Here is a 14,457-nt window from a genome sequence, read left to right as displayed (position 1 = left end):
TTTCGCATTTTTCAGGTAGAGTAAAAAATCATATAGCTGGTGAACGCCGGCTATATGTCATTTAAAAGGAAGGTTGGTGTGATATGAGACAATCAATTAACGCAAAATGGATCGCGATTTTCACTGCGGTAATATTGGTCGTATTCTGGATTATTGGTTGGTATTGGAGTTTTTCACCCGATACGTATGACGTGAGAGAGCGTTTACAGAAAAACTCGTCAATTGAAAATCCAACGAAGATTGCTGGCTACACATTAACCACAACAATGATTGATGTATCAGAAACCTTGCTCGACAAACCGGGTGGTTATCTTTCTAATGACGTTACACCACCGGGACTTTTCTTAGATAACATGCCGGCTTGGGAGTTTGGTGCGCTTGAAATGGTGCGTGACCTGGCATTATCAATGCGCAAAGACTTCAGCCGTTCTCAATCACAGTCAATTGAAAACCCTTATCTTACCAAAGCACATCCCAAATTTAATATGGACCACAAAAGCTGGGCGTTACCCTCTTCAGAGTCCAGTTACGCTGAAGGTATCGCGTTGTTAAAACAATATCGCGACGAGCTTGCCAGTACGCGTAATTCTGACAGTCAGTTTTATACACGTGCCGATAATTTGCGCGAATGGCTTAAACAAGTGGAAAAGCGGCTAGGTAGCTATTCACAAAGGCTTAGTGCCAGCGTAGGATCTGCTCGCATTAATACCGACCTTGCTGGTGACGCCAACGCAAGACAATCTTCACCGGTAGCCAGTCAGCGTGTTGTAAAAACAAGTTGGTGGAAATTAGATGATAACTTCTATGAAGCGCGCGGCGCTACATGGGCACTACTGCACTTTTTAAAAGCAGTAGAGATTGAGTTTTACGATGTGCTAGAAGATAAAAATGCATTGGTGAGTCTGCAGCAAATTATTAGAGAGCTAGAGGCTACTCAACAAACGGTATATAGCCCAATGATTTTAAATGGAAGCGGTTTTGGTATGTTAGCTAATCACTCGTTAGTAATGGCAAACTATATTTCTCGAGCAAATGCCGCTTTAATTGAACTTTCTGAACTGCTCAATCAAGGATAATTAATGAAAAAAGGTCTATTAGCTGCAGCATTAGGTTGCGCATTAGTGTCAACGGCATCTCAAGCTGACACCATTGCAGGTGTATATGTAGGTGCACAAATGTGGCAAACCGATACATCTGGTGGATTTGCTGATAGCAGTAGTACAGCAGACTTTAATTTTGATGATGAAACAAATACTGCGCTTTATATCGCTTTTGAACACCCAGTGCCTTTTGTTCCAAATATTAAAATTAGCCATGCGACATTAGATAACTCCGGCTCTACGGTATTGAACACCAATTTTACCTTTGATGGTGAGTTGTACACTGCAAACAGTGAAGTAAATACAGATGTGGAAATTGATTCAACCGATTTCATTATGTATTACGAGTTGTTTGACAACGACCTCGTTAGCTTCGACTTAGGCATAAATGCCAAGTATATCGATGGTTCTCTAGCGGTTGCAGACAGGTCCAGCAGCACATCGGGGTCTGCGGAGTTCTCTGGTATTATTCCAATGGCATACTCGAAGGTGCAATTGGGCTTGCCGTTTACAGGGCTTTCTGCCTACTTTGAAGGTAGCTATCTGTCATTTGATGATCACGAGTTAAGCGACTATCAAGCTGCAGTGCAGTATTCATTTATCGAAAGTATTGCGATAGACATGACGCTGCAAGTCGGTTACCGAAGCGTAACAGTAGACATTGAAGATCTTGACGATGTATATGCAGATATGGAGTTTGACGGCGTTTTCGCAGGATTAGAACTTCACTTCTAGACTATTTCTACGTATAGAAGAATAGGCGTGACTGAGTTTCAGTTCACGCCTTTTTTATTTCAATATCGCTTTTAAGCACTTTCCGTAATAAAAAAGTTTCATTTATTCTTTTCTCTTCTTGAAGAAAGTCGTTAGCCTTAGCGCCATTGATAAAAGGCTAAAAGACTATGTCACAAGATTCTAATTCGAACTCAGCGCCAGGCGCCGTATTAAACGAACAACAATGGAATGCAATTACGCAGGCCATTGCGGGGTTAAATCGTGATCAACTTACTTGGGTAAGTGGATATGCTGCGGGTATGGCGGCAGCGCAAGGTGGTGCAGTAGCACCAATTATGCAAGCGCAAGCTGCGTCTGCAGGTGATGCGCCAACATTGACCATTTTGTATGGTTCACAAACCGGTAATGCAAAAGGTGTGGCAGCACAGTGCCAAGCAAAAGCAGAAGAAGCAGGGTTTAATAGCAAGCTCGTTAGCATGGCAGACTACAAGCCACGCAACTTGAAAGGTGAAACCCACGTTGCTGTTTTCGTTAGTACGCATGGTGAAGGCGATGCGCCTGATGATGCTATTGAATTGCATGAATTTTTAGCAGGCAAAAAAGCGCCTAAGCTCACCAATACAAAATATGCTGTTTTAGGCTTAGGTGATAGCAGCTATGAGTTTTTCTGCCAAACAGGTAAAGACTTTGATGAGCGCTTGGGCAAGCTTGGCGGTAAAGCCATTGTAGAACGCCTCGATTGTGACGTTGACTATGAAGCTGAAGCCGAAGCATGGCTAAGCAAACTTATCGAGTCGCTTAAAGAAGATTTTAGTGCTGCGTCAGCGCCAGCAGTTGCAGCGCAAACCGGTGCAGCTGTTCACGGTGTAGCTGCACAGACGTACACCAAAAAAGCCCCGTTTAAAGCGTCTCTCATCGAGTCATTGAAGATAACAGGGCGCGACTCTGTAAAAGACATACGCCATATCGAAATTAGTCTTGAAGACTCTGGTATAACGTACCAGCCGGGTGATGCACTTGGTGTATGGTTCAAAAACGCACCATCACTGGTATCTGAGCTTATTAGTCTACTTTCTTTAGACGGCAACGCTGAAGTGGTTGTGGCCGAATCAAGTATGCCTTTGTCTGAAGCACTGACCTCAAAACTTGAGCTTACGTTAAGTTATCCTAATTTTATTAAGTCCTACCAAGCTGCTACAAGCTCTGAAAGTCTAGCGGCATTAATGGAAGACAAAGCGCAGCTGCGTACTTATATGGCTGAACGTCAGATAATTGATATTGTACGAGACCATCCCGGCTCGTTGACTGCTCAGCAGTTAGTCGATGCACTGCGCCCGCTAACGCCACGTTTGTATTCAATTGCATCAAGCCAAGCGGAAGTGGAAGAAGAAGTTCACCTAACCGTTGCACACGTAGATTATGAAGCTTTTGGTCATCGCCATCAGGGTGGTGCATCGGGTTTCTTGTGTGAATACCTTGAAGAAAACGGTGAAGTGGATGTGTTTGTCGAAAACAACGACAACTTCCGTTTGCCTGCAGATCCAAATACCCCAGTCATTATGGTAGGGCCGGGTACAGGTATAGCGCCATTTAGAGCCTTTATGCAAGAGCGCGACGCTCAAGACGCAGAAGGTAAAAACTGGTTGTTCTTTGGAAACCCACACTTTACGCAAGACTTTTTGTATCAAGTCGAGTGGCAGGGTTATGTAAAAGACGGTCTACTGGACAAAATTACATTGGCATTCTCACGTGACCAAGAAGAAAAAGTATACGTTCAACATCGTTTATTAGAAAACGGCAAAGAAGTATACGAATGGCTTGAACAAGGTGCACATTTCTATGTTTGTGGTGATGCTATGCACATGGCAAAAGATGTAGAAAATGCCTTAATTACTATTGTTCAAGAGCACGGTGGAAAATCTGAAGCTGATGCTAAAGCCTATATTGTTGAGTTGCGTAAAGCGAAACGTTATCAGAAGGATGTCTATTAATGAGTAACGAAAAATCACCTTTTATCGTTGAGGGCAAACTGGCTGACAACGAACGTCTTAAGCGTGAGAGTAATAACTTACGTGGTACTATTGAAGCCGATTTAAAAGATGATCTTACCGGCGGATTTACGGCGGATAATTTCCAGCTAATTCGTTTCCACGGTATGTACCAGCAGGACGACCGCGATATTCGCGCAGAGCGCGCTAAACAAAAATTAGAGCCATTGCACAATGTCATGCTTCGTGCGCGTTTGCCTGGCGGTGTTATCACGCCTGATCAATGGTTAGCAATCGATAAATTTGCAGCAGATCACTCTATTTATGGCAGTATTCGTTTAACAACGCGCCAAACATTTCAGTTTCACGGTGTGTTGAAGCCAAAAATTAAGTCGATGCACCAAATGTTAAATAAAGTTGGTATCGATTCAATTGCCACAGCAGGTGACGTTAACCGAAACGTGCTATGTACTTCGAACCCTGTTGAGTCTGCACTTCACGTTGAAGCATTTGAGTGGGCTAAAAAGATCAGTGAGCATTTGCTTCCTAAAACCCGCGCCTATGCTGAAATTTGGCTAGACGGCGAAAAAGTGGAGACCACCGAAAAGCCTGTTGAGCCTATTCTAGGTGATAACTACTTGCCACGTAAGTTTAAAACTACCGTGGTCATTCCACCGCAAAACGACGTAGACGTACATGCTAACGACTTGAACTTTGTAGCTATTGCCGAGAACGGCAAGTTAGTGGGCTTCAATGTACTTGTGGGCGGCGGTCTTGCGATGACACACGGTGACAAGAGCACGTATCCGCGTAAAGCCAGCGACTTTGGTTTCATTGGGCTAGAAAACACCCTAGATGTTGCAGCGGCGGTTGTTACCACTCAGCGCGATTGGGGTAATCGTGTCAATCGTAAAAACGCAAAGACAAAGTACACACTTGAACGTGTTGGTGTGGAAAACTTTAAAGCCGAAGTTGAAAAGCGCGCTGGTGTAACATTCCAAAAAAGTCGTCCGTACGAATTCACTGGGCGCGGTGATCGCATTGGTTGGGTAGAAGGTATCGACGGTAAATATCACCTTACTGTCTTTATCGAAAATGGCCGTATTTTGGATTACCCAAATAAGACCTTGAAAACAGGTTGCGCAGAGATTGCCAAAATCCACAAAGGCGATTTCCGTTTAACCGCAAACCAGAACCTGATTATTGCAGGCGTAGCTCCTGAAGATAAAGACACTATTGAGTCTTTCGCAAGACAGCACGGTTTGATTGCGCCTGAGATTTCTAATCAGCGCCTTGACTCAATGGCATGCGTAGCATTACCTACATGTCCGCTAGCTATGGCAGAAGCAGAGCGTTACTTGCCTGATGCGGTAACCGAACTTGAAGGGTTATTGGCGAAACACGGTCTAGAGCAAGACAGCGTGATCTTTCGTGTAACCGGTTGTCCAAACGGCTGCGGTCGCGCCATGTTGTCAGAAGTAGGCTTGGTGGGTAAAGGTCCAGGTAAATACAACCTTCATTTAGGTGGTAACCGGGAAGGTACACGCATTCCACGTATGTACCGTGAAAATATTAGTGAACAAGAAATCATGGCAGAACTTGATACGCTTTTAGGCCAATGGGCGAAAGAGCGTAATGATGGTGAAGCCTTTGGTGATTTTGTCATTCGCGCTGGTATCGTTAAACCAGTAGTAGACTCCGCACGGGATTTCTATGACGCATAATACAGCTACATCGCAGCAACCATTGTCACTTGATATCAGCAAAGAAGCGTTAGCCGATATCAATGAAACGTTGGAAACCATGACGGCGCAAGAGCGAGTTGCTTGGGCGCTGGAAAACTTGCCGGACACGCACATTGTCTCATCGAGCTTTGGCGCGCAGTCAGCAGTGATGCTGCATATGCTGACGCAAGCACAACCGGATATTCCGGTTGTGCTTACTGATACTGGCTACCTATTCCCAGAAACGTACAAATTTATTGATGAGTTGGTTCAAAAACTGAATCTTAACTTACATGTTTATCGAGCAGATATGTCTTCAGCGTGGCAAGAAGCGCGATTCGGCCGTTTGTGGGAAAAGGGTATAGACGGTATCGAACAGTACAACAAACTGAACAAAGTCGAGCCGATGCAGCGCGCATTGTCTGAACTAAATGCAGGAACATGGTTTGCTGGCTTACGTCGCAGTCAGTCAGACACGCGAGGAAAACTTCCTGTGCTTCAAAAGGTAGGAAAGCAGTTTAAGTTGTATCCTATTATTGATTGGAGCAACAAAGATCTTCACTACTACTTAAAAGAGAACAACCTTGAGTACCACCCATTATGGGAGCAAGGATATGTTTCTATCGGTGATTGGCACACAACGCAATCACTGCAAGAAGGTATGAGTGAGCAAGATACCCGTTTCTTCGGCTTGAAACGTGAATGTGGACTTCACGAATTCGGTGACGGAATTTAAGGTTTAACAACCTAGGTAATACTGAATACTTCGCCCAGAACTGTTTTTAGGGCCGCTAAATACGGTTCATTGGGCGACTTACCTACAAGGGTATATAACTCGCTCCCCACGGGTGTAAATTTATAATACACCAACGCGACACCCGATGTCTGACACGTGAGATCAATGGTGTCATTGACACAACGCAGAGACACTTTCTGGCCTTCTGTATACTCGCCACTCTCAATTTCACTCGCGTAAATGAGTTTCATTTCTTGTAATGACAACAAGTCAGGGTAGCTCAGTCCAATCGATGCTAAGTTTACATGCTCAGGCACAGGGCGTTTCAAAAACGAAAAAAGCCCTTTTCTTCTGTGAAACCCTACTAAAATTTGCGGCACGGGATCATTATTTCTTTTACTTGCCACGCTTACCGCTTTACTGAAAATCTTTGCATCGCGATGGGTGAGGGTTTTCAAGAGCTGTAAGGTGCGCAACGAAAAGCTACCGGGACGTGCTACTTCTACAGCAAAAATTTTTCCCCATAATTCCTGCATAGGCGGGCTGTAAATCACTTCAGCCATAGTACTAAAAGCAAAAAACCAATCTGGGTCAAGATTCTCTGTAGTTTGTTCGTTGATTGTTACATTTAGTGCTATATTTAGGACAGCTTGAAGGTTACTGGCCTTTTGTGTTTCAAGGATTTGTTTTCTGCGTTCGATAGCATGCTTTTGCTTTTTCGGATCAGGCGACAACATCGAAGGGCTAATACCGACGCGCGCAAACCAAGACAGCATTCGTTGACGACTCACGTCTACCTTGGCGTTGACGGTGTTTCGCTCTGTGGGTATGTTGTCTGCAGCGTTTGGTTTAGCTTTTTCCTCAGGTGCAGGTGTCTTATTTACCTGTTGGGAAAAATGCTGTGGCGTAATCTTCATATAAATGTGTTAAGTGATAAATTTAACGGCACTAGGGGAGCACTATTGCATTGCGTAACCCAATTATCAATGTAATCGTTGCCTTTATACAATGAGTAGCGCATTCTAGTATTGTATATGTTGAGGAAATAAGTGGTAATGTCGGCAATGGATTACGATAATGACGAACTCATCTTCTTAGACGATGATGGGTCAACTGACGAACAAGTACTTCTAGGCAAAGACTGGAACATTCTTATTGTAGATGATGATGAAGAAATTCATACCGTCACCCGTCTTGCTTTGTCTGATCTAGTGGTCAATGACCGCAAGCTTAATTTCATCCATGCCTATTCAGGTAAACAAGCCAAGGAATTACTGCACGAATATGGCAATAGCATTGCCATTATTTTACTTGATGTAGTGATGGAAACCGATGATGCCGGTTTTGAAGTGGTCAAGTACATTCGCGAAGATATGAAGCTATTTGAGCCTCGCATAATTTTACGTACAGGCCAGCCCGGTTATGCGCCGGAAGAGCAAGTCATCAAAGTTTACGACATTAACGACTATAAGACGAAAACAGAGCTCACAAGAGCCAAGTTACTTACCACAATTATTGCCTCTCTGCGTTCTTATCAGCAAATCATTACCATAAGTCAAAATCGCGCCGGTTTAGAAAAAATCATTACGTCGTCAGCTAATTTGTTTGAAGAACATTCGGTTAAAGCTTTTTGTGAAGGTGTCGTCACACAAATAAGTTCGCTTATAGGACTGGATTCAGAAGGCTTACTTTGTGCCAGAGCGGGCTCATTGATTGACCGTGAAGATGAAGATGTTTATGTGCTTGGCGCTGCCGGTGAGTATGCAAAGTACATTAACAAGCCTATTGAAGAGCTGCAGAAAGACGAAATTGCAGATAACGTGTCACGCTGCTTACGCCTTAAAAAACACATTTTTGAAGCTGGGTTCTCGGTTTTATTTATTAGCCGAGCAGGCTTTGAAGCCGCAGTCTACGTTCGCCAAACACATGAAATCAGTGACCTTGACCGCGATTTATTAGAAGTGTTTTTATCAAGCATTTCCGTTGGCTACGAAAACGTAAATCTATTCCATGAATTGAGAAATGCAGCATTTAGAGATTGGCTAACGCGTTTACCTAACCGAAATGAATTTATTAATATGCTCGATAAGCCACATAACTTTGCATGCGAAGATTGCTGCGTGGCGCTTATCGATGTAAATCACTTTTCTGATATTAACGATGGACTAGGTCAGGAAGTTGGGAACGATCTGTTACGCGCAATAAGCGACCGTTTTCAAACCGCGTTTGGTGATGACGTTAAAAAAGGGCGAATTGGTGCCGATGTCTTTGGTCTTATAGGGCCAGCAACCTCAGTTTCGCCTGATTCAATCAATGAGATATTTGAATCTTCATTTCAAGTTGGGGATCACACGTTACCTGTTAATGTAACGCTGGGTTTATGCAAGCTCGATAACAAGCGTAATATTGGTATAGAAATTCTCAAGCGAACTAATATCGCGCTTAATCGTGCTAAGAAGAACTTAACCGATAATTTTGAGTATTACGCGAAGGATATTGAAGACCAAACTACGTGGCGACTAGATATGATTAGGCGTTTGCGCAACGATTTTGCTGCACGCAAGCTCGAACTGTGGTTTCAACCTCAAGTAGATTTACTGAGTGAAAAAGTAGTGGGAATGGAGGGGTTATTGCGCTGGCCTGACGGTGACGGCGGCTATATTTCACCCGCAGTATTTGTTCCTTTGGCTGAATACTCTGGCTTGATTGTTGATATAGGTGAGTGGGTATTAGAAGAATCCTGCCGCAGGCTACAGCAACTACGAGAGCTAGATTATGGTCATTTGCGTGTTGCAGTGAATATTTCTATTCCACAATTCAGAGATCGTTTATTTGTCGATAAAGTTAAGCATGCTTTGTCTACCGCTAATTGCGATCCAAGCTTGTTAGAACTGGAGATCACTGAAAGTGTGGTAATGGACGAACCACAAATTGTGATTGATGCACTTAGAGCATTAAAAGAATTTGGTGTGAAAATCGCGATTGATGATTTTGGCACAGGCTTCTCATCTATGAGTTACCTACAGCAATTACCACTGGATCGTTTAAAAGTAGACCGTTCGTTTGTTAAGGACATCAAGCCCGGAGCAAGCGCTGTTCTTGCTGAAACAATCGTGACATTGGGCAACAAATTGGGATTGTTAACTATTGCAGAAGGCGTTGAAAAACGTGAGCAAGCAAGTTACATGATAAAATTGGGATGCGATGAAGCACAAGGGTATCTATATGCTAAACCAATGCCCTTTGACGACCTGCTAGAATTATTGAAAGAGCAAGATTAACTGCGTAATGCCTCGGCTACGTGCTGCTGCAGCCGAGGAACGACATTATTTTCAAACCACGGGTTCTTAGCTAGCCATCGGTTGTTTCGTCCAGATGGATGAGGAAGCACATATTCGTTGGGCTTATTGTGTTTTACCGCTTCTGTTAGTGTCTTGTACTCTTTAACGTAATATTGTTGCGCATAACGGCCGACATAAAGTGTAAGTACTGGTTTTAAGTGTGCAAGAACAGAAGGGTGCCAAGTAGGCGCACAACGTTTGATTGGCGGTGCATCAGCGCCGTTAATTAAGCCAGGAAAGCAGAGCCCCATTGGTAGAATAGCGACATTCTCAGGTTGGTAAAATAATTCAGCACTGATCCCCATCCAATGGCGTAGACGCTCACCGCTTAAGTCGTCGAATGGCTTTTCATTTTTATGGGCTTTTAAGCCTGGTGCTTGACCAATAATAAGGATCTTAGACTTATTATGTAGAGAAAAAATTGGACGCGGCGCATAGGGTAGTTTGTCACTACATAGAGTGCAAGCCTTGATATTTTCTACTAAGTTTCGGAATTCAGACAATTTTTTTCCAAATCTCGTCAAATATTTCACACTGTCATACTTCTGTAACATTACTATGATCTGAATTGACTATCTAACGTATATACAGTATATTTACATTTAACAGTAATGTACTGTAACACAGGAGAAGAGACATGCGTAAAGTAGTACTTGGATTAGCATTATCAGCTGCATTTGGTATTGCGCATGCGGAATCTGGCAGTAACCAGCTTTTCGATTGCATGGATGCGAAAACATTCGAAATGAATAACCAATGTATGGCCGACCAAATCGGTAACAACATTCGTTTCCGTGATGCACAAGCAAAAATGATTGAAGTTGCTAGCGAGAGTCAAGGCGACTACGCCATTGCAACAATGACATTCGATCAAGAAAAAATGCACATTGATATCGTGGCTCATAAAGACGCGTTGAATGCCTTAGCTGCGAACCGTAACTAATTATATAGTTAGCTCAAAAGCCGGCGCTTGATGCCGGCTTTTTTGTGCCTGTTAAAAAATTCTATTTAAGCCATTAATAGCTGCAACACGATAAGCCTCAGCCATCGTTGGGTAGTTAAATGTGGTATTGACGAAGTAGTCAATCGTGTTGCCTTCGCCTTTTTGCTGCATAATTGCCTGACCGATATGTACGATCTCCGATGCACGCTCGCCAAAACAGTGGATCCCAAGGATCTCTTTGGTCTCTCTATGAAACAAAATTTTAAGACTACCTGTTTGAGTAGAAGCAATTTGTGCACGGGCTAAGTGTTTAAACTGGGCGCGGCCTACTTCGTAAGGCACTTTTGCAGCCGTGAGTTCTTGTTCTGTTTTACCAACAGAGCTTATTTCAGGAATGGTATAGATCCCCGACGGAATATCTGCGACCAGTGCGGCATGGGTTTTCTTGTCCAGCATCGCTTCGGCGGCAAAACGACCTTGATTGTAGGCTGCTGATGCCAAGCTAGGATAGCCAATTACATCGCCCACGGCATAGATATTATCGACCTCAGTTTGGTAGTTCTCATTAACGCTTAACTGCCCTCTGCTGTCTGCCTTAAGTCCTACGTTTTCAAGTTTAAGCGTATCGGTATTACCCGTTCGACCGTTTGCAAACAACAAACAATCTGCACGCATTCGCTTACCCGACGCTAGGTTAAGGATCACTGAATCGTCAGTTGCTTCCACCGATGAATAGGTTTCGTTATGGCGAATAAGCACGCCGTTATTCCACAAGTGATAACTCAACGCATCTGAAATTTCGGTATCTAGAAACGACAGTAAACGATCGCGCATATTCACCAAATCAACTTTTACGCCAAGCCCTCTAAATATACTGGCGTACTCAGAGCCGATAACCCCTGCTCCATAAATAATAATGGATTTAGGATCGTGATTTAAAGACAAAATAGTGTCTGAGTTATAAATACGCGGGTGATTGAAGTCGATATCCTTCGGGCAATAAGGGCGAGAGCCCGTAGCAATGGCAATTTGCCCCGCAGTGACAGTATCTCTCGAACCGTCTTTTCGGGTAATTTCTAACGTATGGGCATCAACAAAGCTTGCTTCTCCGTGAAACAAGGTTACGCGATTGCGTTCATAGAATGAGGAGCGCAGTCGAGTTTGGCTTTTAACAACACCACTGGCATGGCGCATAATGTCGGAAAATGTAAGACTCTTACTTAAATGGTTGTCAGCGAAAAGCGGTGACGTATTGTATTCAATTAAGCGACTAACGGAATGGCGCAGCGCTTTAGAGGGTATTGTGCCCCAATGAGTACAGCCTCCACCTACAGCGTCGTAGCGCTCTACTATTGCAACTTTCTTTCCCGCTTTAGCAAGCTGCATTGCCACACCTTCACCGCCAGGGCCTGTTCCGATTACGATCGCATCATAATGGTACGACGGTGCTTTTGTTTTTTGCTTCGTTGCCATGTTTTTCCCAACTCGTTGTTTTTTATTTTAGATAAGCGTGTACCAAGCAAAACCTAGCACGCTCTTATCATAGTATTACCTGACTACCACAGTAATTCCAACCGACTCTAGTCGTAGATAATAAAAAACCACACGAGCCAAAGGCTGGTGTGGTTTTTTTACGCGTATTGTTAACTAAATTGGCTTATGCCATTTGCAAAGACAAGGTTTGCAGTTGTAACCATTTTTCTTTTTGAACAGCAAACGCGTGCTTTAGTTCCTTGTACTTATAAGCTAGCTCTAATCCTTCAATACTGCGCTTCAATGTTTTTTGCTTAATACGCATTACCCGTTTCTTTGTTGAGTAGTAGTCGCTCATACGCTGCATAAGTAAGTCGTATTCTTGCTGAATGGTGTGCATTAACTCTTCAGCATTTGGTAATACAGAGACTTGTTCGCTAGCACGCTGAAGTTGCATAGCTGCCAATGCTTTTTCGATACGTTCTTCAGGTACCTTGCGAAGATTACGTGTTAACCCAAAATAAGAAAGACCTTTAATCAACCACTTGGTTGGATCAAACTGATACCAACGAATCCCGTTGCGATAGTCATACTCAAAGATATGGTGATAGTTATGATAACCTTCACCAAAGGTGAAGAATGCTAGAACACCATTATCTCTTGCTGTGTTCTTGTCGGTATAAGGTTGACTACCCCAAAAATGGGCAAGTGAATTAATAAAGAAGGTGACGTGATGAACCAATACCAGACGAAGAACACCCGCAATTAACATCATGCCAAGCACATCACCATTTAGATATCCTAGCAATCCAGTAATACCAAAATTAGCCGCCAGAACGATAGGGAGATAATAATTGTGTTGCCACATTACGACCTTGTCTTTCTGTAGGTCTTTGCAATTGCTGTAATCATCATAGCGTTTCGCTTGATATTCACGCAGCATCCACCCTATGTGAGCGAACCACAACCCCTTTTTGGCTGAGTAGGGATCTTTGTCATTGTCATCAACGTGACGATGGTGAATGCGGTGATCTGACGACCAGTGCAAAATACTATTTTGCAGTGCCATGGCACCGCCGATTGCGAGTATGACGCGTACCACAACATTGGCGTCATAAGTTTTGTGTGACCACAAGCGATGGTAGCCAGCAGTGATAGACATACCTGTAAAGTAAAATAGGAATATAGCAGTGCCAATTTCGGCCCAATCAATACCTTGATATGCCACCCAAAGTGGAACACCAATAAATGCAATCGCGCCAGATATTAAAAATACCAGCACGTTAGTCAAAATAAGAGGAGGTTTTTTCATTTTATACAACTTGGCTTACAACTGTTCGCTAATTTATCGTTTTACGGAAGTTCAGGCAAGCAAAACCAAGATAAGTTCTGCTTACATGTGTAAAGTTTAATTATAGATTATGCCGTCAAATTCGCGTCGACATTTGAAGTGAAAATCGCTTATTGCTTGTTTATAAAAGAGATGATTGTTTCGCTAACGGCTTCAGGTGCTTCCATTTGAGGGTAATGCCCAACATTTGCGATGCGAACGATATTCTTGCTTGAGACTAATGTCTCATACCGCTCTACCATGTGCTCTCCTGATATGGGATCCGCACTACCGTTGATAATTTGTATTGGGCAAACGGCGTGTGTTAACGCCTCTAACCACCGCTCTCTGTGATATTTGCGTTGTGTCATATACCCGATGAGTTTATGGAAAACCTGCTTTCCTTGGTTGAAATTAATAAGCTGCCACATTTCCTCTAGTTCCTGAACACTTGGTTGAGTATCGTTTCCAAAGACAGATCGCATATTGCTATCAACGCTTTTTTTGCTGATCAACTTAGCGACATAGAAGCCCAGAGGAGAATTCAGCAAAGTTTGAATAAATTTAGGTCGATGAGTTTCAGGAAAGAGTCCGCCGTTAAGGAGTGTCGCGCTTTGTAGGGTAAGTCCTTCATCATTGTGATGAATGTGGGCGTGTCGATAAAGTAACTCTTGCGCAACAGAATCACCGTAGTCATGGGCGATGATATGACATTGCGTTATATTAAGGTGCTTTAACAGTGCTTCGAAAACATTCGCTTGGTTGTGAATTGAATAGTCATACTCGCTTGGTTTATCGGAAAAGCCAAATCCAAGCATATCAAGTGTAATCACTCTAAAGTGCTGACACAGTGAAGGCCATATTTTGTGCCAGTCCCAACTAGCGGTAGGGAATCCATGTATTAAAACTACTGTTGGAGCAACCTGCAAATTATTGGGATGAATCTTTTTTACACCCAATTCACTGTATTTACTGTCCTGGTAAAAGATATTCATTTCGCAATAAGGAAACATTTGGCCAGTTTGCTGCCACTGCTCAATGGATAAATTGGATGCAATATACTTTGTGCTATTCATTTTGACAGTTC

The 14,457-nt window shown here is 43.2% G+C and carries 12 protein-coding genes; 7 read left to right on the top strand and 5 right to left on the bottom strand.

The window, feature by feature from the left end; genetic code table 11:
* The first annotated feature begins 83 nt into the window (after window positions 1-83).
* From OZ660_RS16310 to OZ660_RS16290, 5 genes are all read left to right on the top strand, one after another.
* A complete protein-coding gene (locus tag OZ660_RS16310; protein ID WP_202262491.1) occupies window positions 84-1,076 on the top strand; it encodes a DUF2333 family protein in 993 nt (330 codons plus the stop codon).
* Window positions 1,077-1,079: 3 nt separating this feature from the next.
* On the top strand, window positions 1,080-1,835 hold the full coding sequence (locus tag OZ660_RS16305; RefSeq protein WP_159627861.1) for a TIGR04219 family outer membrane beta-barrel protein: 756 nt from the start codon (window positions 1,080-1,082) through the stop codon (window positions 1,833-1,835).
* Window positions 1,836-2,002: 167 nt separating this feature from the next.
* A complete protein-coding gene (locus tag OZ660_RS16300; RefSeq protein ID WP_274741652.1) occupies window positions 2,003-3,826 on the top strand; it encodes an assimilatory sulfite reductase (NADPH) flavoprotein subunit in 1,824 nt (607 codons plus the stop codon).
* Window positions 3,826-5,547, top strand: coding sequence for an assimilatory sulfite reductase (NADPH) hemoprotein subunit (gene cysI / locus OZ660_RS16295; protein WP_274741651.1), 1,722 nt, complete (start codon window positions 3,826-3,828; stop codon window positions 5,545-5,547). The genes OZ660_RS16300 and cysI overlap by 1 nt, the downstream gene beginning before the upstream one ends.
* On the top strand, window positions 5,537-6,283 hold the full coding sequence (locus tag OZ660_RS16290; RefSeq protein WP_159627867.1) for a phosphoadenylyl-sulfate reductase: 747 nt from the start codon (window positions 5,537-5,539) through the stop codon (window positions 6,281-6,283). The genes cysI and OZ660_RS16290 overlap by 11 nt, the downstream gene beginning before the upstream one ends.
* An 11-nt stretch (window positions 6,284-6,294) precedes the next feature.
* On the opposite strand, the gene OZ660_RS16285 is transcribed toward OZ660_RS16290, so the two are convergent.
* Window positions 6,295-7,200 (bottom strand): TIGR03899 family protein, encoded by a 906-nt coding sequence (locus OZ660_RS16285; RefSeq protein ID WP_274741650.1) that lies wholly within the window; start codon window positions 7,198-7,200, stop codon window positions 6,295-6,297.
* A 138-nt stretch (window positions 7,201-7,338) separates the two neighbouring features.
* Here OZ660_RS16285 and OZ660_RS16280 point away from each other — a divergent pair, with 138 nt between their 5' ends.
* Window positions 7,339-9,564, top strand: a complete 2,226-nt coding sequence (locus tag OZ660_RS16280; RefSeq protein WP_274741649.1) for a bifunctional diguanylate cyclase/phosphodiesterase — start codon at window positions 7,339-7,341, stop codon at window positions 9,562-9,564.
* Here OZ660_RS16280 and OZ660_RS16275 read toward each other — a convergent pair.
* Entirely contained in the window at window positions 9,561-10,127 is a 567-nt protein-coding gene (locus tag OZ660_RS16275; protein ID WP_274741648.1) for a uracil-DNA glycosylase family protein, read from the bottom strand. The genes OZ660_RS16280 and OZ660_RS16275 overlap by 4 nt on opposite strands.
* 134 nt (window positions 10,128-10,261) lie before the next feature.
* Between OZ660_RS16275 and OZ660_RS16270 the strand changes: the two genes are divergently transcribed.
* Complete coding sequence (locus OZ660_RS16270; RefSeq protein WP_159627875.1) at window positions 10,262-10,567, top strand: pyridine nucleotide transhydrogenase; 306 nt, start codon at window positions 10,262-10,264, stop codon at window positions 10,565-10,567.
* Window positions 10,568-10,618: 51 nt separating this feature from the next.
* On the opposite strand, the gene sthA is transcribed toward OZ660_RS16270, so the two are convergent.
* The 3 genes from sthA to OZ660_RS16255 form a co-directional block, all read right to left on the bottom strand.
* Entirely contained in the window at window positions 10,619-12,040 is a 1,422-nt protein-coding gene (gene sthA, locus OZ660_RS16265; RefSeq protein WP_274741647.1) for a Si-specific NAD(P)(+) transhydrogenase, read from the bottom strand.
* 184 nt (window positions 12,041-12,224) lie between these two features.
* Window positions 12,225-13,352 (bottom strand): acyl-CoA desaturase, encoded by a 1,128-nt coding sequence (locus OZ660_RS16260; RefSeq protein ID WP_274741646.1) that lies wholly within the window; start codon window positions 13,350-13,352, stop codon window positions 12,225-12,227.
* 149 nt (window positions 13,353-13,501) lie between these two features.
* Window positions 13,502-14,446 (bottom strand): alpha/beta fold hydrolase, encoded by a 945-nt coding sequence (locus tag OZ660_RS16255; RefSeq protein ID WP_274741645.1) that lies wholly within the window; start codon window positions 14,444-14,446, stop codon window positions 13,502-13,504.
* Window positions 14,447-14,457: the final 11 nt, after the last annotated feature.

This window comes from Alteromonas sp. 009811495, assembly GCF_028865455.1.
GTDB lineage: Bacteria > Pseudomonadota > Gammaproteobacteria > Enterobacterales > Alteromonadaceae > Alteromonas.
The sequence above is the reverse complement of the archived record's forward strand: the minus strand, read 5'-3'. Positions and strand labels throughout refer to the sequence as shown.

Excerpts from the sequence above, each read along its gene's own strand:
- OZ660_RS16310 (WP_202262491.1), top strand. The coding sequence starts at position 84 with ATGAGACAATCAATTAACGCAAAATGGATCGCGATTTTCACTGCGGTA.
- OZ660_RS16305 (WP_159627861.1), top strand. The coding sequence starts at position 1,080 with ATGAAAAAAGGTCTATTAGCTGCAGCATTAGGTTGCGCATTAGTGTCA.
- OZ660_RS16300 (WP_274741652.1), top strand. The coding sequence starts at position 2,003 with ATGTCACAAGATTCTAATTCGAACTCAGCGCCAGGCGCCGTATTAAAC.
- cysI (WP_274741651.1), top strand. The coding sequence starts at position 3,826 with ATGAGTAACGAAAAATCACCTTTTATCGTTGAGGGCAAACTGGCTGAC.
- OZ660_RS16290 (WP_159627867.1), top strand. The coding sequence starts at position 5,537 with ATGACGCATAATACAGCTACATCGCAGCAACCATTGTCACTTGATATC.
- OZ660_RS16285 (WP_274741650.1), bottom strand. The coding sequence starts at position 7,200 with ATGAAGATTACGCCACAGCATTTTTCCCAACAGGTAAATAAGACACCT.
- OZ660_RS16280 (WP_274741649.1), top strand. The coding sequence starts at position 7,339 with ATGTCGGCAATGGATTACGATAATGACGAACTCATCTTCTTAGACGAT.
- OZ660_RS16270 (WP_159627875.1), top strand. The coding sequence starts at position 10,262 with ATGCGTAAAGTAGTACTTGGATTAGCATTATCAGCTGCATTTGGTATT.
- sthA (WP_274741647.1), bottom strand. The coding sequence starts at position 12,040 with ATGGCAACGAAGCAAAAAACAAAAGCACCGTCGTACCATTATGATGCG.
- OZ660_RS16260 (WP_274741646.1), bottom strand. The coding sequence starts at position 13,352 with ATGAAAAAACCTCCTCTTATTTTGACTAACGTGCTGGTATTTTTAATA.
- OZ660_RS16255 (WP_274741645.1), bottom strand. The coding sequence starts at position 14,446 with ATGAATAGCACAAAGTATATTGCATCCAATTTATCCATTGAGCAGTGG.